We start from the raw sequence: 25,567 nt of genomic DNA on the forward strand, positions 1-25,567 counted from the left end.
CGCTGTCATGATGGCCGATCTCTCTGCTGCGCTGCTGCTGTTCTCTCTGCTGATGTATCTGGCGCTGGATGGCACCGATCTGGGAACCGGCATGCTGTTTTATTGCTTCGATCAGCCGCAGCAGCGGCAGTGGATGGCTCATACGCTGCTGCCGGTCTGGGATGCCAATGAAACCTGGCTGGTTCTGCTGGCGGGCGGCATGCTGGCGCTGTTCCCGCCGCTTTACAGTCTGCTGCTGCACACGCTGATGCTGCCGCTGATGCTGTTTTTGCTGGCGCTTTTTCTGCGGGCGCTGGCGCTGGCTTACCGGGCGCAGGTGCACACCACCTTTCAGCGCTGGCTGGACCGGCTGATGATCGTAAGTTCGCTGCTGGCCGCGTTTTTACCCGGCTGGATCAGCGGCGTGATTCTGGTGTCGCGTCCGCCGGTGGGGATTGTGCCGGACCTGTCGCTAACGCCGCTGCTGTGCGGTGTGGGACTGGTGGCGATTGATATTGTCATGGGCTGCTGCTGGCTGTGCTGGCGGCTGGGCGAGCCGCTGGTGGAGCGAGCGCGTACGCTGTGTACGCTGTGGTGGACCCTTGCGCTGGCCTGCTTTGTTGCCGTCCTGCTGCTGGAACCCGCGCTGTGGCAGCAAAGCTGGCAGCGCTGGCCAGGAAAAATTCTGCTCAGCGTGCTGCCGCTGCTGTGGCTGGCCCAGCTGGTCGCCCTGTGGCGTGAAGCGATGGTCACGCTGTTAATGCTGACGCTGCTCACCATTGGCGTGGTGGTCGGCGCGCTGGCCTGCGGTTTATATCCCTGGCTGCTGCCCGGCCAGCTGGCCATTCAGCAGCAGGCTGCCTCGCCGGTCACGCAGGGCTTTGTCCTGACCGGGATGGTCATTCTGCTGCCGCTGACGCTGCTGTATCACAGCTGGTCATTCTGGGTGTTCAAGCGGCATCCGCACTGAGCCGCTACGGCGACGGCGGAATCGGCAGAAACAGCGTGCCGCTGAAGGGGATGGGCAGAAAATCGCGGAACATCGTCTCCAGCGTTTGCTGCGGATCCACGTCGGCAAACAGCGCTGGATAGAGCGTCTTCGCCATGAACTCGGTGACGGCGATGTGCCACGGACTGAGATAGAAGTTCATCCAGATCGCAGCCGCGTGCCCATTATGCAGCGCCTTCAGCGTGCGTAACCCATTTTGCCGGGCAGTCAGCTGGCGGAAGCTGGCGATGGTTGCGTCCGGTGCCACCTCCGGCCCCAGTTTGAGTAATCCCTGCGCGTCGTTCCCCGCAAAACCGGTGGCAAAGTAATAGTCCGGCTGCGCCGCAATCACCGCTTCTTCATTCAGCCGGCCAAATACGCCGTGCTGCGTTGCGCTGGCAATGTTTTTTCCGCCGGCAACGTTCAGCAATTCGCCGAGACTGCCGTTGATTGCGGTGACACAGCACTCATTGCGCCGGCCCAGATGCAGCTGCAGGAGCACCGACGGCCGCGGACCCTGATAGTGGGCCAGCCGCTCGCGGATCACCTGCAGGTGGGCATCATAGAAATGATTAAAGGCCTGCGCCCGCGCCTGCTGGTTAAACACTTCGCCAAAAATTTCCACGCTGCGCCGGGTGTTTTTCAGCAGATGCACGCGTAAATCGACTTTTACCACCGGGATGTGCGCCGCTTTCAGCATACGCACCAGGCGCAGATCGGCATCATCATAGCGTGCCAGTGACGGCAGAATGACCACGTCCGGGCGCAGCGCCAGCAGCTGTTCCGGATTGATCGCCTCCGGCCCGCCCGTTCCCAGCGCCGGGATTTTCAGCATCTGCGGGAAACGGCGGGCAAACAGATTCCATGTCTGGCTGTCGTACTTTTGCAGATCGCGCGGCCAGGCAATGATACGCCGGAACGGATCGTCCGGCTCCAGTAGCGCCAGGGTATACAGCATCCGGCTTTCACCCAGTACGATACGCTGCGGCTGGTCCGGAATGATCACCTGATTGCCATCGATATCGGTGACGGTTTTCGCCAGCGCCGCGCCGCTTAAGAGCAGCCACAGCACAGCACAGCAGCGCGGCAGCGGCTTCAGCCACCCACGCGCACGGCGCAATATGGCACTAGAATTCAACGCTTGCCTCCACCATCAGGTTACGGGTTTCGCCTTCCCGCACGCGCAGGTTGCCGCCGCTGGAAGTGTAGTAGTGCTTGTTGAACAGATTATTCAGGTTCAGCCGGAGCCGGGTTTTGTTGCCATACAGCGTGTTATTCCAGGCAATAAAGCTATCCGCCACCACGTAATCCGGCAGGGTAAAGCTGTTTTCCGGATCGCCCGCGCGGCTGCCAACGTAGCGCGCGCCGCCGCCAAGGCGGAAATCGCCCGGAATGCCGGGCACGGAGAGGTTATGGCTCAGATAGAGCGCACCGGCGTGGCGGGGCGCATTCTGCAGGCGGTTACCGTTGTTAGCGGCATTCACGCCGTCATCAACAATTTCGGCTTTATCGTAGCTGTAGCTGGCGCTGAGATCCCAGTCCGGCAGGATTTCCCCATTGAGTTCAAACTCGGCACCGCTGGAGCGCGCTTTATTAATGGCCCGCGTGTTACCGTTGATGTTCAGCGACATATCGCGTTCGTCAATACGGTACAGCGCCACGCTGGCGAACAGCTTCGGTGCGATTTGCCATTTGCTGCCCGCTTCCCATGTGGTGCCCTGTTCCGGTTTGCCGACGTGACCATTGTCATCCACATCCGCAGACGGCGTGAAGGAGCGACTGACGCTGGTATAAAGCGAAATGTCCGGCGTGATCTTGTAGATCAACCCGGCCTGCGGCAGGAATTTGTTGCCTTCGCTGTCCAGCGTTTGTACCACCGGATTCACGCCTTTTGAAGCGCGCTGCTCATAGTGCTGATAGCGTCCGCCGACCACTGCGATCCAGTCATCTGTCAGGCTGATACTGTCTTTGGCATAGAGTGAGCGACTGTGAATGCGGTTGAGCAGGTTGGCGTTTGCACGGTTTTCTGTGCTGCTGTTGAGCTGCGGCGACAGCCGATCGTACTGTGGGTCAAAGAAAGTGAAAGCGGTATTGGCTTTGCCCTGGTACTGATGCGCACGATACGTCTGATTCATTTCATAATCGGTGCCCAGCACCAGATTGTGCGTCATCCCCAGCCACTGCGGTGAACCGGTCACATCCCACGCCAGATAGCGGGTTTTATGGTTAAAGCCGCGATTGGCGTCAGCCCGGCGCGTGACTACGCCCGTGGTCGGATTAATGGCCGTGACGCGCACTTCATTGTTGTCATACTGCCGCTGATTCCAGCCCAGCGTCATGCGCGTGCTCCAGACATCGTTAAACTGCCAGTCGTAGTGCGCGTTCAGCGTTTTATTGTGCCCCCAGGCGTGATTGGTTTTGTCATCCAGACGATCTTTATAGCCAATATCCAGCGGCTTACCGTTGATAAACGCCGTACCGCGATCGTAGGGAATATCGTACTGATAATCTGCATAACTGATCAGGAAACTGGCTTTCTCACCAAACCACTGCAGTGACGGCGCGATCAGCGTGTGCTTATCACTGCCGAAACTGCGCCAGTAATCCTGACGCTGTTTTTCCGCAATCAGGCGAAAAGCCAGACCATTGCCCAGCGGGCCGGTGATGTCCACCGTGCCGGCACTGCCGCCTTCGCTGGCGGCGCGGCCGCTGACCCGGGTATGCCAGCTGTACTGCGGCTTTTTGCTCACCACATTGATAACGCCGCCCGGATTCTGAATACCGTAGAGTAATGACGCTGAGCCTTTCAGCACTTCAACCCGTTCAGTGGTGGCGTCGAAATTGAGCCCCTGACTGCTGCGCACCCCATCGCGGTACACCGAACCATCGGAATTGCTGCCAAAGCCACGGCGCACAAAGCCATCTTCGGTCCCGGCCAGGGTGTTCCCTTCACTGACGCCGCTCACAAAGCGCATCGCATCGGCCAGACTGGCGGCCTGATAATCATCTAACTGCTGGCGGGTGACCACGCTGACCGATTGCACATCATCGACGCGCGCCGTCGGGATTTTGCTGCTGACCGAACTGGTGGCGGCGCTATAGCCGTCAGCATCACGGCTGTCTGCTGCGCTCACCGTCAGCGTTTCGTCTGTGTCGGCCGCGACGGCGCTGAAGACGCTGACGCTGTAAAGTGCGGCGATCATCGCCGGACGGTGTCGAAACTTTGCCGTAAAGGGCTTGTCGTTATGCATTCTCATCAAACCTGGTGTCAGGCGGGAGACCGGGCTCCACGCAGAGGCTGGCAGTTAACAGGGCTCTGCGGCGGTTGCCGGCAGCAGAGCGCAACATCGGTCAGCGCAAAAACGCGACTAAGATGTAATTGAGAATCATTCAAACATGAAAAAATGTAGTAGTAAACGGAAATGATCGCGGGAATACTACAGCGTTCTGGCGGATAACATAGCGCGGTGGATTTTACATAAAATATTTTTTATCAATAATATATATGGATTATTTTCACAGTAATTTGCGACGCAACGCGGAGCATTAACGGAATCCCTGACATAATAAGGGGATTTTTTACTACAGCGGCGCACGTCATTTTGCGCCGTGGAACCGATCAGGGGCGATGCTGATGAGCAATACAAGAATTAAACAGCGGGTTGATGTGCTGGGCGACCGCTACCGTGCCCGGGCGGCCTCCCTCTCACCCAGCCTGCAGGCGGTGGCGCGTTACCTGCATGAGCACCGCGAACAGATTGTTGATGCCACCGCGATGGATATCGCGCAGGCGACCGGCACGTCTGATGCCACGGTGGTACGCACCGTGCAGGCGCTGGGGTTTGCCGGACTGCGCGATCTGAAAACCACGCTTGCCAGCTGGTTTGGACCGGCGCTGAACGCCGAAGAAAAAATGAGCGCCACCGTCGGCGATCTTGCGTGTGATATTCATTCCGGCATCGATTTTGTGCTGGGCGGCCATCAGCGTGCCTGTGAAACGCTGGCTGAACCGCAGAATCGTCAGGCCGTGGCCGAAGCGGTTTCGCTGCTGATCGCCGCGCGGCAGGTCGCTATTTTTGGCATTAACGCCTCCGGGATTCTGGCTGAATACAGCGCCCGCCTGTTCACCCGCATCGGCATTCCCGCTGTGACGCTGAACCGCGCCGGCATCGCGCTGGCGGAACAGCTGATTGCGCTGCAACGCGGCGATGTGCTGATTATGATGGCGCAACAATCCGCACACCGCGAAGGGCTGACCACGTTGAAAGAGGCGAAACGGCTGGGTATGCCGGTGATATTGCTGACACATGCGCTGGATTCTGCCTTTGCCCGCCAGGCTGACGTGGTGATTAACGTGCCGCGCGGCGGGGAGAACGGGCGGATGCCGCTGCATGGGACCGTGCTGGTTTGCCTGGAAATGCTGATCCTTTCCGTGGCTTCAGCCACCGCCGGGCGCAGCGTCAAAACCCTTAAACGTATTCAGGATTTAAATCGCTCTCTGAAGTCGGCCGCGAAAAAATAGCGCCGCTCGCACGGTGTCAGTACCGGGCCGACCGCGCGGGCGATAGTGCCGGGCCAGACAACATAAAGATTGGTTGCACCCGCCAGCCAATTGCTTTTATATTCAGGAAACGATCATTTCCTAAATCGACACGCTGGCTTGCAGCGTTCGCCATCCGCGCCACCGCGGTCAGCTTTTGCCGATTAAGGAAACAAACATTTCCTGTTTAAAAAGGAGCACACGATGTCTTTGTCTGCTGTAACGCCTGCTGCCCGCTGGTCAGCGCCGGTTGACGCTCTGCCCACCTTTTCTCATGCCTATGCCACGGTAGAGGGCGTGCGTCTGCACTATGTCAGCGGCGGCAACCCGCAGGCGGAGACGCTGGTGCTGCTGGCCGGTTTCCCGCAAAGCTGGTTTGCATGGCGAAAAGTGATGGCGCAGCTGGCCGATCGCTTTTTTATCATCGCGCCGGATTTGCCCGGCCAGGGGGATTCCGACAAGCCGCTGACGGGTTACGACACCGATGCGCTGGCCGAAAAAGTGCAGGGATTACTGCAGCAGCTTGGCGTCAGCCGCTATTACCTCGCGGCGCATGATGTCGGGGCGTGGGTCGCCTGGCCCTATGCCATGCGCTATCGCCAGCAGGTGAGGAAACTGGCTTTACTGGATGCCGGCATTCCCGGCGTGACGCTACCGGAAGCGCTGCCCGTTACGCCGGACAACGCCTGGAAAACCTGGCATTTTGCGTTTCATCTGCAGCCGGATTTGCCGGAAGGACTGATTGCCGGGCGGGAGGCGCTCTATCTGACGTGGTTCCTGAAGCGTAAAGCGGTCAGCCCGATGGTGTTTGGTGACGCGGAGATGGCGGAATACCTGCGTCTGCTGCGGCAGGATGGGGCGCTGCGTGCCGGACTGGCTCCCTATCGCGCCATCAGCCAGTCCGCTGCGCAGAACCGGGCATGGTTGCAGACGCACGGCAGGTTGTCGCTGCCGCTGCTGGCTATCAGCGCCGATCAGGGATCCATCAGCGATATGGCACAGCCATTGCGTGCGGTTGCCGATTGCGTCAGTGGGATAACGCTGGCGCACTGCGGTCACTTTATCCCCGATGAGCAACCGCAGGCGCTGGCGGAGGCGCTGGCAGACATTTTTGCCTGAACCGGCGGGCTGCGATGCTGCGCCGCCGGTGAGCGCATCAGAATGACAGCGTGGCTCCCGCATAATAGGCGCGGCCCGGCTCGTTATAGGTAGACGCGCCGGCATTTTCGCGATAAATGCGTTTATCGAACAGGTTACTGATGCCGGCGTTGAGGCTGAGGTGACGGGTCATGGCGTAATTGAGGTTCACACCGGCCACGGCATAAGAGCCAATCTCGCGCCGGGACAGCCCGCGACGGCTTTCGAGACTGGTTTCTGCATATTGCCGTGGTTTCTGACGACCATACTGCGTCCAGTTAACCGTCGCGCTGAGATCGCGGGTTGCCTGCCACTCCAGCTGTGAGTTAAGCGTAAACGCCGGGATAACCGTCAGCGGATTGCCGGTTTTGCGGTTTTCTGAACGGAACATCCAGGTGCCATTGGTGCGCCAGGTTAATTGCTCGTCGATCAGCGGCACGGTCAGATTGCCTTCCAGCCCTTCGACAATCGCTTTGCCGCCGTTTTCCCAGCGCAGCAGGTTATAGTCACCGCTGCGGTTCACCGGAGTGGTACCGGAAACAATCTTGTTTTTGTAATCGTTGCGGAACCAGGTGATACCGGCGACATAACCGGCGTGGCTATACTCCAGGCCTGCCTCTTTATTGATGCTGATTTCCGGATCGAGATCCTGATTGCCCAGCAGATAACAGTTTGTCAGCCCCGTCGGGCAGCCGTTGCCGCGCGTGGAGAGAATATAGCCTTTGGTTGACTGATAGAGGTTTGGCGCTTTAAACGCCCGCGCAATCCCTGCTTTCAGGGTGATATTGTCGCCCAGCGCCTGCGACAGGTTGAGTGAAGGGCTCCAGTTGGCACCAAACGCATCATGATAATCCACGCGCAGGCCGGGAATGAGCTCCGTGGAATCCGTAGCGGCAATGTTATCTTCCAGATAAAGCGAACTTAGCGTCGCGCTGTGACGCGCGTTCCGCTGCCCGCCCTGATTTGACACATCACCAAAATCCACATTCGGGGCGCTGATGGCCTGCACCGACGCCGGATCGTTCAGCGTATCGCGGTTCCATTCTGCCCCCAGCGTAACGGTCTGTTCAGCCAGCAGCTGCAGCGGAACGTTGATCTCGCCACCGGCGCGATAGCTCTCAAGCCGGCTGGTAGAAAACGTCCGGCTGTTGATCATCCCTTCCACGCTGCCGGCAGCGCCTTCACCCAGTCGCGTATTATGCGTTTTTTCATAATTAAAGCTGAGCTTCGAGGTGCCCCAGTCCCAGATGCCGTTATGCGTCAGACCATAATTCTGGCGATACAGCCGGTTGGTTTCGCTGCCGTAAAGCGCCTCTACCAGCCCGCCTGCGCTATTGTTGCCGTTGCTGTTTTGCGTGTCACCGGCATAGATGTTGCCCTGACGGCTGTAGCCGTAGCTGAAATCGACAATCTGAGTCGGCGTGATTTTCCACGACAGCACGCCGTTGATGTCTTTATTGCGCACGCCTTCACGTCCGGCGGCATAGGTGCCGTTCTGCGCCGTGTTGATATCCCAGGCATCGGCGTCGGTTTTATTCAGGTTGCCATAGAGACGCATGGTCAGCGCCTCGCCGGCCAGCGGCCCGCTCAGATTGAAATTGGTACGGCGCGTGGCCCCCTCTTTGTTGTCTTCCGGCTGGCTGGTAAAAAGCGACAGCGCGCCATGCCAGTCGTTGGTCGGACGCTTCGTGATGATGTTCACCACGCCGCCCGCCGCACCGGAGCCGTAGCGCGCCGCTGCCGGGCCGCGGATCACCTCAATGCGTTCCACCATTTCCACCGGCACCCAGTTGGTATCGCCGCGTGAATCGCGCTCACCGCGCCAGCTGTAACGCACCGCGTTACGCGACGTCGCCGGCACGCCATCAATCAGTACCAGCGTGTTCTCCGGCCCCATGCCGCGAATGTCAATCTGCCGCTGATTGCCCCGGCTGCCGCTGGCCCCGTTGCCGGTCAGGTTGACCCCCGGCATTTTGCGGATGATATCGGCCAGATCGTTCACCGGCGGGCTTTTTTTAATGTCATCGGCGGTGATGGTGGAGACGCCCGGCTGTTGTTTCAGCTCCTGCTCCGCTGTCACGATCATCGCTTCATCATCTGCCAGTTTCTCCGTTGGCTTGGTTGCTAACGCCGGTGAGGTGAGCAGGCTTGCCAGCATCAGCGCCATCGGACGCGGTTTGCCACACGCAGTTACATTCACTTGAATCTTCTCCCTGAAGTGTTGCGGATTGTAAGTAAATGCGCATGATAATGATAATTGTTCGTATTGTATATAAATCCTGTCGTGCTTTTCCGTCATGCTGCCGTGTACTCCTCTATCCAGCCGGGGCAGCCTCGCCAGGAGCACAGGCAACCCTTCAGCTGTCAGGCGGAGCAGGGCAACAGCCATTCCGCGTTGCCGCGCGGGCGCAGGGCGGTAACAGCAGGCGGATGATGCCTGACGGCTGGCGCACCGCGGGCCACGGTGGCAGCGCTGAAATTTGTCTGCCGCTGCAAGCCGGACGCCGCCGTAACAACTGCTTAGCTGCGCTGCGGCAATGGATAGGGGTTTTTCGCATTTGTGATCGCCAGCGGTCTTCCTGAGAATGGCCACAGGACGTGATGAGGATGACAAGCCTTCTGCCACGCGACGTTGTGCGCGGCGGACGGGATAACGACATCGCCACCTCCGCGCCTTTTCCCGCTGCGGGAAATCTTTCACTATCAGGAGAACGGTTGCAGTGAAACTTGCACAAGGCATAACCCTTTTCGCACTGGCACTCAGTGCTCACACCGCATTTGCCGCTGAACCCGCCGTGCCGACAGACAGCACGCTGCATGTCAGCGCAGACCCGGCGCTGAAAAGCCTGGTGCCGGCGCAGATAGTGCAGCGCGGCTACCTGGTGGCAGGTACCAACCCGAACACGCCGCCCACCACGTTTTACAAAGAGGACAACAAAACGCTGGCCGGACGTGAAATCGATATCATGAACGCGGTGGGCGAACGGCTGGGTATCCAGGTGCAGTGGCGGGATACCGGCGGCTTCGACAACATCATCCCCGGCCTGAAAACCGGCCGCTATGATGTGGCACTCTCCAACATCAATGCGACGTCCGCCCGGGCGAAAATTATCGATTTTGTCAGCTATTACGACGCCAGCCGGCTGGGCATCATTTCACGCAAAGATGCCGGCTTAGCGCCGTTTACCACCCTGGACGCGATATGCGGGAAAACGGCAGGCGCCGGGGCCGGCACCACGCAGGTGACGCGGCTGGAAGAGGCGAGCAAAGCCTGTGAAAGCGCCGGGAAAAAACCGATCAATGTAGCCGTATTCCCGGACCGCCCGGCGGGCGTGCAGGCGGTAGTCAGCGGCCGGGTACCGATGTTTCTTGGTCCGTATGAAGGGTTACTGTGGCAGGCAAAAGTGATTAAGCCGCTGACCCTGAGCGGCGAAATCAGCGTCAAAGACGCGCCGGTGTCGGTGGCCTTCCCGAAAGATTCCGCGCTGGAGCCTGCGGTACAGGCAGCGCTGAATTCGCTGATCAAAGATGGCAGCTATCAGAAGATCCTCGCCAACTGGGGGATCGGTTTTGGTGCGGTCAGTGCCGCAAAACGGAATCAGGAAATCTTTCAATGAGTGAGCTGCCTTCCCGCCGTGACGATCTGAAAATCGTCGCGAAACGCTACTATGGCCGCTGGCTGAGCGCGCTGCTGGTGTTGCTGGGCGTGGTGGCGATCGCCCACTCAATGATGAACAATCCCCGCTTTGAGTGGGGCGTGATCGCCGAAAACTTTACCGGCCCGTCGATCCTGCAGGGCGTGCTGATGACGCTGCAGCTGACGGCAATCACGGTGGTGCTGGGTTTTGCCTTCGGCACGGTACTGGCGCTGATGCGCCTCTCATCGAATCCGGTGCTGGTGGGCGTCAGCTGGGTTTACACCTGGTTTTTCCGCGGGGTGCCCATGCTGGTGCAGCTGTTCCTCTGGTACAACATCGCGGCGCTTTATCCCACCGTCTCCCTGGCACTGCCGGGGCTGGGGGAGGTGTGGAGCACGCCATCGAACGCGCTTATCAGCCCGTTCAGCGCGGCGGTTATCGCGCTGGTCATGCATCAGTCAGCCTATGCCGCTGAAATTGTGCGGGCCGGCATTCAGAGCGTGGGTCGCGGCCAGCTGGAAGCCGCCCGCGCGCTGGGTTATCGCCCGGCGCAGATTTTGCGCCATACCATTCTGCCGCAGGCGATGCGCGCCATCATGCCGCCGGCTGGCAATGAGATCATCGGTCAGTTGAAAACCACCGCCGTGGTGTCAGTGATCTCGCTGCAGGACGTGCTGTTCTCCGCGCAAATCATCTATCAGCGCACCTATGAAGTGATCCCGCTGCTGCTGGTGGCGACCTTATGGTATCTGCTGATGACTTCGGTGCTTTCGGTGGGGCAGTTTTATGTGGAGCGCTACTTTGGACGCGGCGTCACGCGGCGCGAAAAGCGCAGCCTGCTGCCCTCTCTGCCGCGCCTGAGCGGCACCCGGACAGCCAGGAGCGTGAGCAATGGCTGAAGCGATCGCCTTACGTAACCTCACCAAACGCTTTTCCGGCGTCACTATTCTGGATGCGGTAGATCTGGATCTCCCCGCCGGTTCTGTCACGGTGATCCTCGGACCGTCCGGCTCGGGCAAATCCACGCTGCTGCGCTGTATTAACCATCTGGAAAAACCCGATGGTGGCACTATCCGCATCGGCGGCGAAATCATTGGCTACCGGCAGAAAGGCAAGGCGCTGCATGAGTTAAGCAGCGGCGAGATCGCCCGGCAGCGGGCAGAGATCGGCATGGTCTTCCAGCAGTTCAATCTGTTTCCGCACCGCACCGTGCTGCAGAACATCATTGATGCACCGATGCGGGTGAAAAAACAGAGCCGCCAGCAGGCAACCCGCAAAGCGCAGTCGCTGCTGCAGCAGGTGGGGCTGGCGGGCCGCGAAGCCGAGTGGCCACAGAATCTTTCTGGCGGGCAGCAGCAGCGTGTGGCGATTGCGCGCGCGCTGGCGATGGACCCCGGCGTGATGCTGTTTGATGAACCCACATCGGCGCTGGACCCGGAGCTGGTAGGTGAAGTGCTGCAGGTGATCAAACAGCTGGCGCACTCCGGTATCACCATGGTGATCGTCACGCACGAGATCGGCTTTGCGCGCAAAGTGGCGGACAATATTGTCTTCATGGAAGGCGGGAAGATCGTGGCGGCAGGCCCGGCGCAGCAGGTACTGGATGACGCGGAGAACCATCGCGTCAGAAACTTCATTGCAACGGTGCTGTAGGCACCGTATTTTTCGTTTTCTCAGGACCACTATGACGCAAAAAGCGGTGATGCACAGCGCGCACTGGGGGGCTTTTACTGCCCGGCTACAGGGCGATCGGCTGGCGACGCAACCTTTTCAGGGCGATCCCGATCCCAGCCCGCTGCTGCAGAATTTCACCACGGCGCTGCGCCATCCGGCTCGCGTCACGCAGCCGATGGCACGTCGCGGCTGGCTGGAGCAGGGACCGGGCCCGGATGAGCGGCGCGGAAAGGATGAGTGGGTGGCGCTAAGCTGGGACGAGGCTTATGCGCGGGTGGCGGATGAACTGCAACGCGTGGGCGATCGCTACGGGCCGGCCGGCATATTTGGCGGCTCTTATGGCTGGTCCAGCGCCGGGCGGTTTCATCACGCCCAGAGTCAGGTGCACCGTTTTCTGAATACCGTCATGGGCGGCTATGTACGCTCGGTCAACAGCTACAGCTCCGGCGCCGCCTCGGTGCTGCTGCCGCATATCGTTGGTGACATGAATGAAATTGCGCGCCGCGGCGTCAGCTGGGAGGAGATTGCGCAGCACAGTGACATCGTGCTGGCGTTTGGCGGGCTGGCGCTGAAAAATGCCCAGGTTGCCAGCGGCGGTCTCAGCGAGCACACGGAGCGCAGCTTCATGCAGCAGGCGGCGCAGCGCGGCACGCGCTTTATTTCCGTCAGCCCGCTGAAAACCGATCTGCCGGATGAGGCACAGGGAGAATGGCTGGCGCTGCGGCCCGGCACTGACGCCGCACTGATGCTGGGCATATTGTCAGTGCTGCTGAGCGAAAAACGCACCGACGAGGCGTTTCTGGCGCGGTATACCGTCGGCTGGCCGCAGATGGTGGCCTATCTGCGCGGTGAAGAGGATGGTACGGTGCGCGATGCAGTCTGGGCAGCCGCGATCTGCGGCGTCAGTGCCGCTGCCATCACCCGACTGGCGCGCCAGCTGCATGGCCGGCGCGTGCTGATTACGGTGGCACACGCCCTGCAGCGCGCCGGGCATGGCGAACAGCCGGTCTGGCTGGGACTGGTGCTGGCGGCCGCCCTGGGGCAGCCCGGACTCCCCGGCGGCGGCTATACCTATGCGCTTGGCGCTTTAGGGCACTATGGCAAGCACCACAATCTGGTGAGTTTTCCGGCGTTGCCGCAGGGCCGTAACGGCATAGACCGCCTGATCCCGGTGGCGCGCATCGCCGATATGCTGCTGCATCCCGGTACGCAATTTGACTACAACGGCCGCCGTTTAACCTATCCGCACGTTCGCCTGGCATTGTGGGCAGGCGGTAATCCTTTCCATCATCATCAGGATCTGGCGCGACTGCGTCAGGCGTTTTGTCAGCTGGATACGCTGATCGTGCATGAGAGCGTCTGGACTGCGACCGCGCGGCATGCCGATATCGTGCTGCCTGCCACGCTGTCGCTGGAGCGGGAGGACATCGGCGCCGCACCGACCGATCGGCATCTGGTTGCCATGCAGCCGGTGGCTGAACCCTGTGGCGAAGCCCAGGATGATTACACAATCTTTACCATGCTGGCGCGCCGCCTGGGCCGTGAGCAGGCGTTTACCGAAGGTCGCGATGCACGCGGCTGGCTGCAGCATCTGTATGGGCAGCTGCAGGAGAAGCTGGCGGCGCATGCAGTGACGCTGCCGGACTTTGCTACCTTCTGGCAGGCAGGGGTGCTGACGCTGCCGCAGCTGAAGGACGGCGGGCGCCTGATCAATGCCTTCCGCGCCGATCCGATCGCCGCGCCGCTACCGACGCCGAGCGGCAAAATTGAAATCTACTCCGCGACCATCGCCGGTTTTGCTTATCCCAGCTGTCCGGGGCATCCGGTGTGGCTGACGCCACCGCAGCAGCCCGATGCCGACCATCCGTTCTGGCTGATTGCAAACCAGCCTGCCACGCGTCTGCACAGCCAGCTGGATTTTGGGGAATACAGCCTGAGCGGTAAGCGGCAGGGGCGTGAACAGTGCAGCCTGCATCCGGATGATGCCCGGCGGCTGAATATCCGCGACGGCGACATTATCGAGCTATACAACATGCGCGGGCACGTGCTGGCCAGCGCGCGCGTGACGCCGCACATCATGCCGGGCGTGGTGCAGTTACCCACCGGCGCCTGGTACGATCCGGTGGATCCGGCGGCGCGGCGTCCGCTGTGCCGGCACGGTAACCCCAATGTGCTGACGCTGGACAAAGGGACCTCGGCGCTGACGCAGGGATGCAGCGGGCAGCTTACCGTCGTGCAGGTGCGTAAATATCAGGGCGAACTGACGCCGGTGCAGGCGTTTACGCCGCCGCAGGCGGTTGCCATAACCGGCAGCCCGGCCCCTGCGGCGACGCATGGCGACCCGTCTTAGCCGCCCGCTGTTCACGCAATGGTTTTGCGGTTGCTCAGCAGGTCTTTCACCGTCCCGGCCACGCGCCTGCCGGCCAGGAAGGCGTGATCGGAGTTATAGTACTCCCACTCGCTGTAACGACCGGCGAGGTGGATTCCCTGGGCAACCAGCCAGCTGCGAATCCGCGCCACGTTTTCGCTGCGCGCATGGTCATACACCACGTAGGCATAGGGCATATCGACAATGCTGGCGGTCAGTATGCGATCGTCCGCGTTGAAGATGCCGCAGCGGATGCAGTCATCAATACAGCGCTGAATCAGCGCTTCGCCGGTGCACGGCAGCGGTTGGTCGTCACGCCAGGTGATTTCACAGGTCAGGCCAAAGCCACCGGGCGGATTACAGTGCGGACTGGCATTGCCCTGCAAAAAGATGCGGTGAAACAGCGTATCGCCGGGATAGTAAATCCAGTGTTTGTCGCTCAGATTCGCCCGGCCGACGCCCAGATTCACGCAGCAGACCGAGGTATGCCGCAGTTGTGCCGCCGCCTGCTGAATGGCCTCCGGCGCACGTGCGCCCATCAGCCGCACCAGCTCCGGCAGCGGCAGGGTACTGATCAGCTGGTCATACTGCAGATGCCGGCCATCGGTCAGGGTGACGCTGTGCGTCTGTGGCTGAATGGCGGTCACGGCAGCGTTGGTTTCCAGCTTACAGCGCAGATGCGGCAAAAAGCCGTTCATCAGCGCCTGAAAACCGCCGCGCAGCGGATAGCCAAATCGCGCGTTGGGGCCGACCGGTTTTGCCAGCGGAGCCAGCGCACCGCTGACAATTTGCGCCAGATCGGGCAGCGGCACGCGTCCCCCCAGCCAGGAAGTTTCCATCGCCTGCAGCGGGGTTTTCCACAGTTTGCGGTTATAGGGGATAGCAAAATGGCGTGCGATACCTTTGCCCCAGACGCGATAGATAAAGTGCTCGAAATCCTCATCCTGCGGCTGCGGGGCGATCCGATCGGCATCCGCGACGACGCCATCCGCGCAGCAGTCGCGGCAGGCCTCCTCCGGCGGCACGGCCTCGCTTACGCTCTGCTGGCCATAGCGGGCTTCAATTGCCCCCAGTACGCACTCACTCACTACCTCGGCCGGTAAACCATGCAGTGCCGACTGGAACGGATAGCGGGTATACACGCCGTGACTGTAGACCCAGGCTTCGCGCGTCTGCCAGTGCTGGTTATCACCCAGCAGCATATCGTATAAACCCAGCACGTAAGGATCGCTGGAAAACATGATGTGGCCAGCATAGTCAAAGGTGAAGCCCTGATCTTCTATTGAACGGCACCAGCCGCCCGGCGCCGCGTTTTTTTCCAGCACCACCGCGCCTTCGCCGTAGTGATATCCGGCGCTGAGGCCGGTGGGGCCGGCCCCCAGAATCAGGCATGGAATCGGGCGCAGCGCGACCGCCTGTGCCCGAGCGCCGCTGGCAGGAGTTTCGCTGGCTGCCGGTGCGGGCTGGCGGGTTGCCGGTAGCCGGCTGATCTGCTGCTGCATCTGCGTCACGGTGCGGTCCCACGAGGTACCGGCAACTATCCCGGCCATCTGCTGCGCCTGCTGGTGACGCCGTTCTGTGGGCTGCCGCAGCGCGCGTTCGCAGGCCTGAATAAAGGCTTCATGCGTGTCTGCAATCGCCACCACATCCTGATAGTGGCGGGCGACGTCAGCGATAGCGGTGCTGACCACCGGCAGCTGCGCCGCCATATACTCCAGCACTTTGGTCGGGCTGATAAAGCGGGTTGAAGCATTGAGGGCAAAGGGCATCAGACAGACGTCCCAGCCGGCAAGAAACTGCGGCAGGGCGGCATAAGGCTGCTGGCCGAACCAGTGCAGATTGGCCGCCTGCGGCAGGGTGCTGGCATCAATTTTCACCACCGGCCCGACCATCACAATCTGCCAGTCCGGATGACTGGCCGCCAGCTGCGCCACCAGCGACAAATCCATGCGTTCATCAATCACGCCATAATAGCCAAGCCTGGGCGTCGCCAGCCCCGCCTGCAGCGGATGGACGTTGGTGCGATCCAGCGCCTGAGCAAAGTGTCCGGCATCCACGCTGCTGGGGAAACAGTGCACGTTCGCATGACGATGCTTTTTCGCTTCATACAGGCTGCTGCCGCCGGTAAACACCACATCGGCACGGCTCAGCAACGCCGATTCCCGCTGCTGCAGCTGACGCGGCGCCTGATCAAACGCGGCGAGTTCATCCATACAGTCATAAATGATGGCCGCCGGCTGAAACGCACTCAGCAGCGGCAGTGCCATCGGCGTGTAGAACCAGACCAGCGGCCGTGCTTCCGGCTCCAGCAGCGCACTCAGCAGCGGCTGCAGCAGGGCAATCTGATCGTCATGAAAACCAGGGGCATGAATTGGCGTGTGCGGTTCGATTACCGTCACATTGGCGGCAGGGTGCGACTGACGCAGTCCGGCTTCTCCCGCCTGATAAACCGGCTCTTCAATAAACAGCACGCGGTGATACTGGGCCAGACGGGACATCAGATGTTGCGGCCGCTGATACACGAAACCCCAGCGAAGATGACTGAAAACCACCAGTGTGGATGTGTTCATGTCGGACTCCTTTGGCCCTGCGGCCCGGTTAATAGCGCCCTCGAAGCGGGCAAGCTGACGTTGGGATTGCCGCAGCGCGGCGGCACAGGTGTGATTCAGCAGCCGCACGCGGTGATCATCCACGTCCCACAAGCCGCTGTGTGGCCAGTGTGCGGGGTCTTCCCACAGCGGCCGGTCAATGATTGGATACAGGCAGATCCCGCGAATATCGCAGCCGCTAAGCCGGGCCTGCGCCACCTGCGCGGTGATATGGGCCAGCCAGGCGGCGCGACCGCTGCCCACGTGGCTGGTTTCGGCCAGCAGCAGCGGCCGCTGATAACGCTGTGCCAGCTGACACAGCATCTGGTGCAGCGGAATGCGCCGCGCATCGTCCAGATGCCACTCCAGCCGCTGACCGCTCAGGGCCAGCCACTGATTGCCGTGGTAATAATTGGCGCCCATCAGATCGAGATAGCGCGGTGCGCCCCCCAGTTCCGGTGCCAGCGTGCCGGCGAGCATATCCCAGGCCTGAAACTGTGCGGCATTCAGCGCAGCGGCGTGCTGCCGCGTGGCTGGCTGAGCATCGTCAGCCACCACGTGAATCAGCGGATCGCAGTGCAGGAAGCGGGCGCGCGGATCGGCTGCCCGTATGGCGTCACAGCCTGCCAGTGCCGCACGCACCAGCTGACATTTGATCGCATCCGGAGACGCTGCACTTTCGTGGCCGAACAGTCCGACAGCGATGCCCCAGCTGAGAAAAGAGATCTCATTGATGGGGGAATAGATCGGGGCTTCATCATAGAAATCGCGTAAAAACTGTGCGATGCGGAAGCAAAAGCCGGCGAAGCGCGGTACAAATTCCGGCGAAAACAGCGTCAGCCCGGCTGGCCAGCCGTAATGGCTCAGCGTCCAGTTAACCTGAATGCCGAGGCGGCAGGCGGCCGTCATCTGCGCCTCCAGCAGTCTGAACAGCGCCTGCGGATTGGCTTCTGCCCGGCGCCAGCCGACGCTTTCACGCACCACGCGTATGGAAAATGCACCCAGTGCAGCATAATCCGCGGCAAACTGACGGTCGTGTCCCGTCAGCTGATTCATGTCCAGCGCGATGCCCGCCGGATTAATATGATCGGCGCCTTCATAGCCGGCCTGCCAGAAACTGGAAAACGGCGTCATTGTGCTCTCCTGGTTATTTCAGGAAATCAATACGCGCCCCGCAAAATAAACAGCAGGGCCAGATTAAAACAGGAAATAACACGTTTACGGATGCAGAAATATTCATCCGTTCAAGCCGGGCAGCACCGTGCCACAGCGGGAAATACAGGCGTGTCGTAAAGATAAGGAAAATATTGCGTTTTTTCAGGAAACTTCAGGAAATTATAGTGTGATGATTGCTGAGCGCAAGCTGATGAAGATACGGCAAAAAAATGCAGCTTCACTTTTTTCGGATAACCCGAGCGCGAAAAAGCGTTAGTGGTTTGAGTTAATTGATAAAAGTTTGTCCTGTGCAGAGAGAAATATTTTTCCCGGACGGTTGCCGGTTAATATTATATCGCCTCGCTTATTGCGCTCTGTTTTTTTACGGCCATTTAATTGCTCAGGTTATTATTATCGGGCGCGCGGTTGCGCGCCCGGTTATTGGCTTAACTTTCATCTGGCAGTAAAAAACAGACGCGCAGACGATGCCCGTCCGGATCGATGGCGCTGAAGGTGTAACCAAAATCCAGGCGCACCGGCGTCTGAATAATCGTGAGATCGTGCCGCGCTCCCCACTGGCGATACAGCTGGTCCACCTCGTCCTGGCTGTCGGTTTTGAACACCAGCTCGCCGGTGGCGCTGCCGGGCTGCTGGCCGGCTGCCGGCTCCACCGTATAACGCGACCAGAGACCAAGCTTAAAACCGCCAGGTAAAATAAACAGCGCGAAGGTCGGGCTCTGTTCGACCGGTTGCAGATCAAATAAGCCGGCATAAAAATCTGCGCTCCGGGGAACATTGTGTACGTAGAGCAGGGTGAGATTAGCGGTAAGCATAGGGTTTCTCCTTGTGGGTTACCGCTGCAGAATAGGGGCAGGCCGTGACAGATTTTGTCAGGAGTCGCCAGGGCGGGGCAGATTGCGGGCGTCCCGCCAGCGTTTCAGCAGCTGATGGCGCGTGCCGGGGTAGTGCGTATCGCTGACCTGCACCGCGTCAATCCGGTCGATACGAAAGTGGCGGAAATCCTGGCGCAGCTCGCACCAGCCGGACAGCAGACGCACCTGATCAAAATAGCCAATCACGACTGGCCACAGCGTGCGCGTGGACGAGACCGCGTTGAGATCGGTGTAGTGCAGCTGGATCTTCAGACGCTGATGAATAGCCTGACGAATCGCCGGCACATGCCGGTCATGCAGCGCGTCACCGCGTGAGGCAATCAGAAACGAGGGGTCATCGATCGCGGTTGCCAGCGAACCGGGCACCACGGCCTGGATTTTTGCCAGCGCATTGCGGGCCGCCGCGGTGAGTTCCGCATCGGTATGGCGTCGCACCCAGTGCAGTCCCAGCACCAGCGCATCAATTTCATGGCGTGAAAACATCAGCGGCGGCAGATGTCCATCCGAGAGCAGCAGATAGCCAAGCCCGGCGCTGCCTTCAATTTCAACCCCCTGCTGCTGCAGGCAGAGAATGTCGCGGTACAGGGTGCGCACGCTAACCTGTAACTGCTCTGCCAAACGCTGTGCCGTCACCGGATAACGGTGACAGCGTAACAGCTGCAACAGGGCAGCCAGCCGCTGGGTTTTCGTCATGAAACGCCTGTCCTCTGCAATCAGCACCTGTCTGCGTGGAAAATCATGGCGGTATGCATCAGGTGCGGATGCGCAGCCGCTGACTCAGCGTCGCCAGATCCGCCGGCGAGCGCAGCTGACTGCAATCATACATCAGCTGTTGCAGCGCTGACGATTCATGGCGCAGCGCCTGCTGTAATTTTGCGGCGACATCGGGTTTATCGGCCAGCGACTGCTGACGGGTACGCGTCTGTTGCAGTGTGTCACCGGTTTGCAGGGTAAGTGTCAGGCGGTGAAAGCGCCGCGCCGGATTCAGCGCATCCGGGGGCGCAGTCTCATCCGGGGTACGCCGGACGCGCGCGGCCAGCGGCAAGATCGCCGGATTGAGCGGGCCTTCGGCGAAATCTTCCAGCCGCAGGTCGCCATAGATCAGCATGGCCGCAATCACATACTCCAGACTGAAACGCGCTTCGATGCCGTTAACCGGTTTGCGCACCGCGGCGGCAATGTCACCGCCCGGCGGAAAGGCGACGCTGATATCACGGATGGACGCAGACAGCGCCGCCGGCGTATGACCGTCAGCCAGCCAGCGATCGCGCAGCATCCGCGCCGCCTCCGCAGCGCTGTGCGTGCCGGCACAGGTGGGGAAGGGTTTGAACTCTAGGCCCGGCGCGCTGATGCGCCACGGCTCTCCCCAGTTTTCGAGCAGCCGCGCGGGCTGCGCCTCGCCCTGGCTGCTGGCGGCCAGAAACGCCTCGAGAACCCCGGTCTGCTGCCCGGAAAAGCCGGCCAGCGTCAGCTGGGCTGCGCTGACCGCCTGCGCAGCGGCCAGGCCGGCGTGTAACGCTTTCACCGCAGACCCGAACTGCGCGCGCAGACCGCTGGCCTGTGTCGCCGCCATGCCAAGCAGGTTAGCGCATGCCGTTTCATCCAGCTGCATAAAGCGCGCAAGGGCGCCGGCGGCGGCCAGGGTACCCAGCGTGGCGGTGTTGTGATAGCCCAGCGCATAGTGCTGCTGGCTGACGGCGAGACCAAGCCGGCCCGCCACTTCCACCCCAATAACATAGGCATCCAAAAACGCCGCCACGTCGCCGCGATGACAGGGCTGCCAGGCGAACAGCGCAGGCAGAATCACCACGCTGGGGTGGCCGCGAAAATCAGCGTGGAAGTCATCATAATCCAGCGCGTGCGCGGCATAGCCCAGCAGCAGCGCCTGAGTGCGCGGGCTGTCATCAGGGTAGACCTGGCGCAGCGCAGGCAGGCCGCTGTCCGGAACATGGCCCTGCAGCACCGGCCAGCTGACCGCCAGAAAATCCTGGATGCCTTCACGCGCCGCTTCGCGCGCTGCAGCATCCGGCTCGCGATGCAGAATAAGATCAGCCAGCGTGGCGGTCAGGGTCATGGCTGCTCCGCGTGGTGAAGGGCGGCGGTAGCGAGCGCGGCAAGATAGCGCGCCGTGGGCAACAGTACGGCGTCATTGATGCGGAAAGCGGGATGATGCAGCGCATAGGGTTCGCCGGTGCCAATCATCAGAAACGCCCCCGGCAGTTGCTGCTGGTAGAAGGCAAAGTCTTCACCAATCGGACTCGCCGCCACCACCTGCGGCGTAAAACCGCTGGCGGCTGCCTGCTGCAGGGCAAATTCAGCCCAGTGCGCATCGTTCATCACCGAAGGCGGGCCGGCATGCCAGTTGAGCGTGACGCGGGCGGCATAGGCCGCGCCGATGCCCTGTACAATTTCATGAAAACGCTGGGTGATACGCGCCCGCGTTGCTGCGGAAAAGGATCGCACCGTGCCTTCCAGCCAGGCGCTGTCCGGAATAACGTTCCAGGTGCTGCCGCTGTGGATCTGCGTAATCGACACCACGGCATTCTCTGCAGAAGGCGCGTTACGGCTGATCAGCGTCTGGACGGCAGAGATTAGCTGGGCGGCAATCACAATCGGATCGTTGCCCTCATGCGGCTTAGCGGCATGGCTGCCGGTGCCGGTGAGGGTAATGTCAAAACGGTCTACCGCAGCGGTCAGCGGGCCGGCTTTGCTGCCAATGACGCCAGCGGGCAGGGAAGGATCGTTATGAATACCGAAGATCGCCACGGCATCCTGCAGTGCGCCGGTTGCAATCACCTCCGGTGCGCCGAGGCCGGTTTCTTCCGCGGCCTGAAACACAAGGCGCACGCGGCCGGGCAGCTGGGCTTCCTGCTGCTTCAGCAGAATCGCCGCGCCCAGTACGGCGGCGCTGTGAAAGTCGTGCCCGCAGGCGTGCATTACGCCGGGATGCTCGGAGCGGAAGGCCACGTCTGACTGCTCCTCAATCGGCAGCGCATCAATATCGCCGCGCAGCACGATCAGCGGACCCTGCGACGGTCCGACTTCAGCGATCAGGCCGGTCTTCAGCGGGACATCCAGCAGGCGAATCTGATGCTGCATCAGCTGGCGGCGCAGGCGGGCAGTGGTTTCTGTTTCCTGATTAGAAAGCTCAGGAAAACGGTGCAGCTCGTGGCGCAAGGCAACCAGATAGTCGCCCAGCGCGCTTTCAGTGAACAGGCTCATGGCGTGATTCCTCAGAGGGCCGGCTGGTGTGCGCGCCAGGCATCATGTGCAGCGACGTCGAGTATTTTTTTCATGTATTGCGTGATGTGCCCTTTGCCGAGATCGACGGTGTGCATCAGGGTGAAGCCGCGCCGGCGGTACATATCAATCAGCCAGGGGTGACGGGTAGCGGTGCCCAGCGACACCGCGGGCGCACGCAGTTGATCCCTCAGCAGGGTCTGCTCCAGCCGTTCCAGTACCTGACGGCCATACTGCTGACCGGCATAGTCCGGGTGAGCACCAAACCAGCCAATGTGCGGCAGGCCAAACGGGCCGGGCTGCGGGCCCCACGGATAGCGTACGGTCACGGACGACACCATGACACCGCCGGCATACAGCGCATAAACACCGTGGCTTTGCAGATGGCGCAGCGTCTGCGCGCTATCGGCCGTGGCGGCATCAAAGTGGATACCCAGCGCGCGAACCGGCGCATAGGCGGCGTGCATCAACGCCTGATAGGTCGCAAGCTCATCGGCCTGTACCTGGCGAAACTCAAGTGACATAGCGCTCCCCGTTCATCCGCACCGTGCGGTTATTTTACTGGCGCGTCTCTTCACGCTGGCTGGCCAGAGTAGCAGGAATTCGCCGGGTCGACCTATGTGAAAAACAGCTAAGCAAATGCGAATTTGTGTAATTAAAACAACAGGTTTTTCATTGCCTGAACGTGGATTTACCGTAGTATGCCTGTCTACTTAGCGTGATAACCAGATGGCGATAATCGCCTGAACCATAAGCAGTTGTTGCGTTTTTTTCTGAACAGGGTGCCTGCGTGTTAACCATTCAATCTCCCCGAGCCTACATCCATGCGCCTGGCCTGCGTAAGCGTATTGCAGAGTATGTTGCGCCCTACGCGACCCGCATTCGCATCGTCACCTCCCCCCGCGCCTGGCAGGCGGTGAACCCGGCGCTGACAGACAGCCTGGCAGCCAGCGGCATACGCTGGGAGGTGGAGTATCTGACGGGAGAATGTAGCGATGTCGCCATTGAAACGCTGAAAAATAACCTTGAACGGCAGCAGGCGGATTTACTGCTGGGCATCGGCGGTGGCCGCGTGCTGGATACCGCGAAAGCGGTAGGCAACCAGCTGCCTGACTTACGGCTGGTTCTGTTCGCCACGCTTGCCGCGACCTGTGCCGCGTGGTCTCCGCTCGCGATTGTGTATGACGAACAGGGCGGCCATCTGCGCAGCCAGCCGCTGAGCAAGCTGGCGGATACGGTGCTGGTGGACAGTGACGTGATCGCCCGCAGCGACGTGCGCTATCTCAAAGCCGGTATCGTTGATGCGCTGGCGAAATATTACGAGTTCTCTCCCTATCTGCATCACAGCCCGGACGATCTGGCGCTGGATCTCAAAGTCCTGACCGCACGGCGGGCACTGGAGATCTTTCGCCAGCAGGGCGCGGCGGCGGTTGCCGACAACGCGCGGCAGCAGGTGACGCCCGCGCTGGTGAAGGTGATTGACGCCTGTATCGTGCTGGCCGGCCTGGCCAACAGCGTGCGCGGTGCGCTGCCGACGCCAGGCTTTGCCCACGCTATTCACAATCGCCTGACGCATCAGCCCGAACTGCACCACTGGCTGCACGGTGAAAAGGTGGGCTACAGCCTGCTGGTACAGTCGCTGGTTGAACATCGCGGGGTGCCGGATGCAGAACTGCTGGCGCTGCTGCGCCAGTATGACATGCCGCTGACGCTGGCCCCGCTGTCGGGCGATCGGGCTGACGTCATACGGACGATCGCCGCAGAAATCCGCTTTCCGCCGGCCAGCGCAGAACGCCTGCCATTCCGTATCAACGCGGAAACCCTGACGCAGGCGCTGCTGGCGACCGACTATCCCTTTTGATTGTTAACTGACTCTGACCAGGAAAACGCTTATGGCTACTTCCCCGACACGCCGTCTCCGCTTAGGTCTTTTTGTACAGCCAGCAGGACAACACGTCAGCGGCTGGCGTCTGACCGAACAGGCAGGCGATCCCACTGATATCGACTGGTTGATTACCATTGCCCGCAAAGCCGAAGCCGGCAAATTCGATCTGTTTTTCGTCGGGGATGCGCTTGCGACCAGCGTTTACCGTCTGCCGTCAACCATGGCGCGTCTGGAACCGCTGACTCTGCTGGCCGCGCTGGCGGTAAACACCCGCCGCATCGGTCTGGCCGCTACGGCGTCCACCACTTTCAGCGATCCCTTTACGCTGGCGCGCAGCTTTTCGTCGCTGGACCACATCAGCCGCGGTCGCGCGGCGTGGAATGTGGTGACCTCCTTTTCAACCGATGTGGCACGGAACTTCAGCCGCAGCGATATGCCGGACCATGCGACACGCTATGCCCGCGCGCGGGAGTTTCTGGAGGTGACCGCGAAACTGTGGAATGGCTGGCAGGCTGGCGCGGTGCAGCCGGACAAAGCCACAGGGGCCTACTTTGTTGATGAAAAGATTCAGCCCGTCAATCACCGGGGTGAGCATTTTCAGGTTCAGGGGCCGCTGAACATCACGCGTTCGCCACAGGTCCGCCCGGTGATTATTGAGGCCGGTTCGTCTGCAGACGGGCAGAAGCTGGCGGCGGAGACCGCTGAAGTCATCTTTACGGCGGCGGCCACTCTGGAGGAGGCGCAGGCCTTTTACCGTGCGCAGAAAGATCAGGTGATCGCTGCCGGGCGCGATCCGGATCAGGTGGTGATTATGCCGGGCGTGATGCCGATTGTGGGGCGGACCCGCGACGAGGCAGAAGCGCTGTGGAAGCAGCTGAACAGCCTGGTGGACATCGATAACGGGCTGCGTCAGCTGTCGCTGCGTTTTGACAGGGATCTCAGCCAGTATCCACTTGATGGACCGGTACCGGAGGTGCCGCCAGGAGAGGGCAATCAAAGCCGCGTTAAGCTGCTGATGGAGATGGCGAAGCGCGACAATCTGACGCTGCGTGAACTGGCCGCGGTTGCCGCCGGCTCGCGCGGGCATCGTGTGATTGTCGGCACGGCGGAAGAGATTGCCGATGATTTCGAGCTGTGGCTGAACGAGGGCGGGGCAGACGGTTTCAACATCATGCCAGCGATCATGACAGAACAGCTGGATCTGTTTGTTGAACGGGTGATCCCGGAACTGCGCCGTCGCGGACGGTTTCGCGACGAGTATGAATTTGCCACCCTGCGCGAAAATCTCGGGCTGACGCCGCTGGCGTAAGGACTCTCTGCCATCGCCGCGAAGCGGCTGACGGATGCCTCCTGACGGCCAGGCGTTGCACGCGGCGGATAGTAAAATGTGCCGGGAAGGGCGGGGCAACCTTTTTCTGACGGGGTATATTCTTCCGGCACGCAGTGGCAGGCAGAATAAGCCGGAGCGACAGCGGAAATATC

Annotated in this window: 18 protein-coding genes; 9 read left to right on the forward strand and 9 right to left on the reverse strand. The window is 60.8% G+C overall.

From position 1 onward, the window contains the following. Window positions 1–7 precede the first annotated feature (7 nt). Window positions 8–949, forward strand: coding sequence for a cytochrome d ubiquinol oxidase subunit II (locus D8B20_RS17855; protein ID WP_186454456.1), 942 nt, complete (start codon window positions 8–10; stop codon window positions 947–949). 4 nt (window positions 950–953) lie between these two features. On the opposite strand, the gene D8B20_RS17860 is transcribed toward D8B20_RS17855, so the two are convergent. Beyond that, window positions 954–2,105 (reverse strand): ABC transporter substrate-binding protein, encoded by a 1,152-nt coding sequence (locus D8B20_RS17860; protein ID WP_370664136.1) that lies wholly within the window; start codon window positions 2,103–2,105, stop codon window positions 954–956. Continuing rightward, window positions 2,095–4,218 carry a TonB-dependent siderophore receptor gene (locus D8B20_RS17865; protein WP_145890808.1) on the reverse strand — a complete coding sequence of 708 codons (2,124 nt, stop codon included), beginning with the start codon at window positions 4,216–4,218 and terminating at the stop codon, window positions 2,095–2,097. Before D8B20_RS17865 ends, D8B20_RS17860 begins: the two co-directional genes overlap by 11 nt. A 383-nt stretch (window positions 4,219–4,601) precedes the next feature. Here D8B20_RS17865 and D8B20_RS17870 point away from each other — a divergent pair, with 383 nt between their 5' ends. Together D8B20_RS17870 and D8B20_RS17875 are read left to right on the forward strand one after the other, a co-directional pair. After that, the gene (locus D8B20_RS17870) at window positions 4,602–5,489 is read left to right on the forward strand and encodes a MurR/RpiR family transcriptional regulator (protein ID WP_145890811.1); all 888 of its coding nucleotides are present in this window, start codon (window positions 4,602–4,604) and stop codon (window positions 5,487–5,489) included. Window positions 5,490–5,711: 222 nt separating this feature from the next. After that, a complete protein-coding gene (locus D8B20_RS17875) occupies window positions 5,712–6,626 on the forward strand; it encodes an alpha/beta fold hydrolase (protein WP_145890813.1) in 915 nt (304 codons plus the stop codon). Window positions 6,627–6,663: 37 nt separating this feature from the next. Here D8B20_RS17875 and D8B20_RS17880 read toward each other — a convergent pair whose 3' ends face one another. After that, window positions 6,664–8,802 carry a TonB-dependent siderophore receptor gene (locus D8B20_RS17880; RefSeq protein WP_261388121.1) on the reverse strand — a complete coding sequence of 713 codons (2,139 nt, stop codon included), beginning with the start codon at window positions 8,800–8,802 and terminating at the stop codon, window positions 6,664–6,666. 562 nt (window positions 8,803–9,364) lie between these two features. Between D8B20_RS17880 and D8B20_RS17885 the strand changes: the two genes are divergently transcribed. From D8B20_RS17885 to D8B20_RS17900, 4 genes are read left to right on the forward strand one after another with little or no spacing between them, the layout of a single operon-like run. After that, a complete protein-coding gene (locus D8B20_RS17885; protein WP_145890816.1) occupies window positions 9,365–10,261 on the forward strand; it encodes an ABC transporter substrate-binding protein in 897 nt (298 codons plus the stop codon). Beyond that, the gene (locus tag D8B20_RS17890) at window positions 10,258–11,181 is read left to right on the forward strand and encodes an amino acid ABC transporter permease (RefSeq protein WP_145890819.1); all 924 of its coding nucleotides are present in this window, start codon (window positions 10,258–10,260) and stop codon (window positions 11,179–11,181) included. Before D8B20_RS17885 ends, D8B20_RS17890 begins: the two co-directional genes overlap by 4 nt. Next, entirely contained in the window at window positions 11,174–11,935 is a 762-nt protein-coding gene (locus tag D8B20_RS17895) for an amino acid ABC transporter ATP-binding protein (RefSeq protein WP_145890821.1), read from the forward strand. The genes D8B20_RS17890 and D8B20_RS17895 overlap by 8 nt, the downstream gene beginning before the upstream one ends. Before the next feature lie 31 nt (window positions 11,936–11,966). Beyond that, the gene (locus tag D8B20_RS17900; RefSeq protein ID WP_145890822.1) at window positions 11,967–14,306 is read left to right on the forward strand and encodes a molybdopterin-dependent oxidoreductase; all 2,340 of its coding nucleotides are present in this window, start codon (window positions 11,967–11,969) and stop codon (window positions 14,304–14,306) included. An 11-nt stretch (window positions 14,307–14,317) separates the two neighbouring features. Here D8B20_RS17900 and D8B20_RS17905 read toward each other — a convergent pair whose 3' ends face one another. From D8B20_RS17905 to D8B20_RS17930, 6 genes are all read right to left on the reverse strand, one after another. Continuing rightward, window positions 14,318–18,046 (reverse strand): FAD-dependent oxidoreductase, encoded by a 3,729-nt coding sequence (locus tag D8B20_RS17905; protein WP_145890824.1) that lies wholly within the window; start codon window positions 18,044–18,046, stop codon window positions 14,318–14,320. A 467-nt stretch (window positions 18,047–18,513) separates the two neighbouring features. Beyond that, window positions 18,514–18,900, reverse strand: coding sequence for a VOC family protein (locus tag D8B20_RS17910; RefSeq protein WP_145890827.1), 387 nt, complete (start codon window positions 18,898–18,900; stop codon window positions 18,514–18,516). Between the two features lie 57 nt (window positions 18,901–18,957). Continuing rightward, on the reverse strand, window positions 18,958–19,653 hold the full coding sequence (locus tag D8B20_RS17915; RefSeq protein ID WP_145890829.1) for a helix-turn-helix transcriptional regulator: 696 nt from the start codon (window positions 19,651–19,653) through the stop codon (window positions 18,958–18,960). Between the two features lie 58 nt (window positions 19,654–19,711). Next, entirely contained in the window at window positions 19,712–21,034 is a 1,323-nt protein-coding gene (locus D8B20_RS17920) for an MmgE/PrpD family protein (protein WP_145890832.1), read from the reverse strand. After that, on the reverse strand, window positions 21,031–22,182 hold the full coding sequence (locus tag D8B20_RS17925; RefSeq protein ID WP_145890834.1) for an amidohydrolase: 1,152 nt from the start codon (window positions 22,180–22,182) through the stop codon (window positions 21,031–21,033). The genes D8B20_RS17920 and D8B20_RS17925 overlap by 4 nt, the downstream gene beginning before the upstream one ends. Before the next feature lie 11 nt (window positions 22,183–22,193). Then, on the reverse strand, window positions 22,194–22,724 hold the full coding sequence (locus tag D8B20_RS17930) for a GNAT family N-acetyltransferase (RefSeq protein WP_145890835.1): 531 nt from the start codon (window positions 22,722–22,724) through the stop codon (window positions 22,194–22,196). Window positions 22,725–22,990: 266 nt separating this feature from the next. On the opposite strand from D8B20_RS17930, the gene D8B20_RS17935 reads away from it, so the two are divergent. Together D8B20_RS17935 and D8B20_RS17940 are read left to right on the forward strand one after the other, a co-directional pair. Continuing rightward, window positions 22,991–24,061, forward strand: coding sequence for an iron-containing alcohol dehydrogenase family protein (locus D8B20_RS17935; protein WP_145890837.1), 1,071 nt, complete (start codon window positions 22,991–22,993; stop codon window positions 24,059–24,061). A 31-nt stretch (window positions 24,062–24,092) separates the two neighbouring features. Next, window positions 24,093–25,394: an LLM class flavin-dependent oxidoreductase gene (locus D8B20_RS17940; protein WP_145890839.1), complete on the forward strand. Its 1,302-nt coding sequence runs from the start codon at window positions 24,093–24,095 to the stop codon at window positions 25,392–25,394. The last annotated feature ends 173 nt before the right edge of the window (window positions 25,395–25,567 follow it).

Origin of the sequence: Candidatus Pantoea soli (genome assembly GCF_007833795.1) — a bacterium.
In the GTDB taxonomy this organism is placed as follows: Bacteria; Pseudomonadota; Gammaproteobacteria; order Enterobacterales; family Enterobacteriaceae; genus Pantoea; species Pantoea soli.

Excerpts from the sequence above, each read along its gene's own strand:
- D8B20_RS17905 (WP_145890824.1), bottom strand. The coding sequence starts at position 18,046 with ATGACGCCGTTTTCCAGTTTCTGGCAGGCCGGCTATGAAGGCGCCGAT.
- D8B20_RS17870 (WP_145890811.1), top strand. The coding sequence starts at position 4,602 with ATGAGCAATACAAGAATTAAACAGCGGGTTGATGTGCTGGGCGACCGC.
- D8B20_RS17915 (WP_145890829.1), bottom strand. The coding sequence starts at position 19,653 with ATGACGAAAACCCAGCGGCTGGCTGCCCTGTTGCAGCTGTTACGCTGT.
- D8B20_RS17940 (WP_145890839.1), top strand. The coding sequence starts at position 24,093 with ATGGCTACTTCCCCGACACGCCGTCTCCGCTTAGGTCTTTTTGTACAG.
- D8B20_RS17855 (WP_186454456.1), top strand. The coding sequence starts at position 8 with ATGATGGCCGATCTCTCTGCTGCGCTGCTGCTGTTCTCTCTGCTGATG.
- D8B20_RS17875 (WP_145890813.1), top strand. The coding sequence starts at position 5,712 with ATGTCTTTGTCTGCTGTAACGCCTGCTGCCCGCTGGTCAGCGCCGGTT.
- D8B20_RS17880 (WP_261388121.1), bottom strand. The coding sequence starts at position 8,802 with ATGCTGGCAAGCCTGCTCACCTCACCGGCGTTAGCAACCAAGCCAACG.
- D8B20_RS17930 (WP_145890835.1), bottom strand. The coding sequence starts at position 22,724 with ATGTCACTTGAGTTTCGCCAGGTACAGGCCGATGAGCTTGCGACCTAT.
- D8B20_RS17910 (WP_145890827.1), bottom strand. The coding sequence starts at position 18,900 with ATGCTTACCGCTAATCTCACCCTGCTCTACGTACACAATGTTCCCCGG.
- D8B20_RS17890 (WP_145890819.1), top strand. The coding sequence starts at position 10,258 with ATGAGTGAGCTGCCTTCCCGCCGTGACGATCTGAAAATCGTCGCGAAA.
- D8B20_RS17865 (WP_145890808.1), bottom strand. The coding sequence starts at position 4,218 with ATGCATAACGACAAGCCCTTTACGGCAAAGTTTCGACACCGTCCGGCG.
- D8B20_RS17925 (WP_145890834.1), bottom strand. The coding sequence starts at position 22,182 with ATGAGCCTGTTCACTGAAAGCGCGCTGGGCGACTATCTGGTTGCCTTG.
- D8B20_RS17920 (WP_145890832.1), bottom strand. The coding sequence starts at position 21,034 with ATGACCCTGACCGCCACGCTGGCTGATCTTATTCTGCATCGCGAGCCG.
- D8B20_RS17900 (WP_145890822.1), top strand. The coding sequence starts at position 11,967 with ATGACGCAAAAAGCGGTGATGCACAGCGCGCACTGGGGGGCTTTTACT.
- D8B20_RS17895 (WP_145890821.1), top strand. The coding sequence starts at position 11,174 with ATGGCTGAAGCGATCGCCTTACGTAACCTCACCAAACGCTTTTCCGGC.